Below are 1829 nucleotides of genomic sequence, written 5' to 3' on the forward strand. Positions count from 1 at the left end.
GTCCTGGGGGAGTCGCGCGCCGTCGGCGATGCGGAGCTGCCAGGCGACCAGGTCCAGCCCGTACACCAGCTCCGTGACCGGGTGTTCGACCTGGAGGCGGGTGTTCATCTCCAGGAAGTACGCGGACCCCTCCGCGTCCAGCAGGAACTCGACGGTGCCCGCGCCCGTGTAGCCCACGGCCCGCGCCGCACGCTGGGCGTAACCGCACAGCTCGCGCTCCCGGTCCGCGTCCAGGCCGGGTGCGGGGGCCTCCTCGATCACCTTCTGGTGCCGCCGCTGCAGCGAGCAGTCGCGGGTGCCGAGGGTCCATACGGCGCCGTGCGCGTCGGCCAGCACCTGCACCTCGACATGCCGTCCCCGCTCGACGTACGGCTCGACGAAGACCTCGCCGTCCCCGAACGCGGCGGCGGCCTCGGCGCGGGCCGCCGCCAGCTCGGCCTCCAGCGCGGCCGGGTCCCGTACGACGCGCATGCCGCGGCCGCCGCCGCCCGCCGCCGCCTTGACCAGCAGCGGCGGCCGCGCCTCGGCGGGCCGGTCGAGCGGGGCGAGGAGCGGGACGCCCGCCTGGGCCATCAGCCGCTTGGCCCGGGTCTTGGACGCCATGGCCTCGATCGCGGCGGGCGGCGGTCCGATCCAGACCAGGCCCGCCTCCTGGACGGCGCGGGCGAACCCCGGGTCCTCGGAGAGGAAGCCGTAGCCGGGGTGGACGGCGTCGGCGCCCGCCGCCAGCGCCGCCTCGACCAGCAGGTCGGCGCGGAGGTAGGTGTCGGCGGGCGCGCCGCCCGGGAGCCGGACGGCGGCGTCGGCCTCGGGGGCGTGCGGGGTGCGGGCGCGCTCGTCGGCGTCGGAGCAGACGGCCACGGTGGACAGGCCCAGCCGGCGGCAGGTGCGGAAGACGCGCCGGGCGATCTCGCCCCGGTTGGCGACCAGTACAGAAGTGATCACAGTCTTCTCCTCTTGCTCCGCTGGCTCCTCTTTGCTCCGCTGGCTCCGCTTACCCCGCGCGCTCACATCCGGAAGACGCCGAAGCCGCCGCGCGCACCGGCCACCGGTGCCGTGTGGATCGCGGACAGGCACAGGCCGAGCACCGTGCGGGTGTCGCGCGGGTCGATGACGCCGTCGTCGTAGAGCCGCCCGGACAGGAACATCGGCAGCGACTCGCTCTCGATCTGCTGCTCGACCATCGCCCGCAGCCCGGCCTCGGCCTCCTCGTCGTACGGCTGCCCCTTCGCGGCCGCCGACTGCCGCATCACGGTCGCCATCACCCCCGCGAGCTGCTGCGGGCCCATGACGGCCGACTTGGCGCTGGGCCAGGCGAACAGGAAACGGGGGTCGTAGGCACGGCCGCACATGCCGTAGTGGCCCGCGCCGTAGCTGGCGCCCAGCAGCACGGACAGGTGCGGGACCCGGGAGTTGGAGACGGCGTTGATCATCATGGCGCCGTGCTTGACGATGCCGCCCTGCTCGTAGTCGCGGCCGACCATGTAGCCGGTGGTGTTGTGCAGGAAGAGGAGCGGGATGTCGCGCTGGTTGGCGAGCTGGATGAACTGCGCGGCCTTCTGCGACTCCTGGCTGAACAGCACGCCGCGCGCGTTCGCCAGCACGCCCAGCGGGTAGCCGTTCAGCTCCGCCCAGCCGGTCGCCAGGCTCGGCCCGTACAGCGGCTTGAACTCGTCGAAGTCGGAGCCGTCGACGATCCGCGCGATCACCTCGCGGGGGTCGAACGGCACCCGCAGATCGCCGGGGACCACGCCGAGCAGCTCCTCGGGGTCGTACAGCGGCGGCCGGATCCGGCCGGGATGCGGGTCGGGGTGCGGGCCGGGATGCGG

At 74.2% G+C, this 1829-nt stretch carries 2 protein-coding genes; both read right to left on the reverse strand.

What is annotated here, in order from left to right:
• The coding region (locus G5C65_RS36550; protein ID WP_165303344.1) for an ATP-binding protein at window positions 1-945 on the reverse strand (945 nt) is incomplete at its 3' end.
• Between the two features lie 62 nt (window positions 946-1007).
• Window positions 1008-1829 (reverse strand): carboxyl transferase domain-containing protein (locus G5C65_RS36555; RefSeq protein ID WP_277608159.1); only part of this gene is annotated, 822 nt, incomplete at its 5' end.

Origin of the sequence: Streptomyces boncukensis (assembly GCF_011045075.1) — a bacterium.
Taxonomy (GTDB): Bacteria; Actinomycetota; Actinomycetes; order Streptomycetales; family Streptomycetaceae; genus Streptomyces; species Streptomyces boncukensis.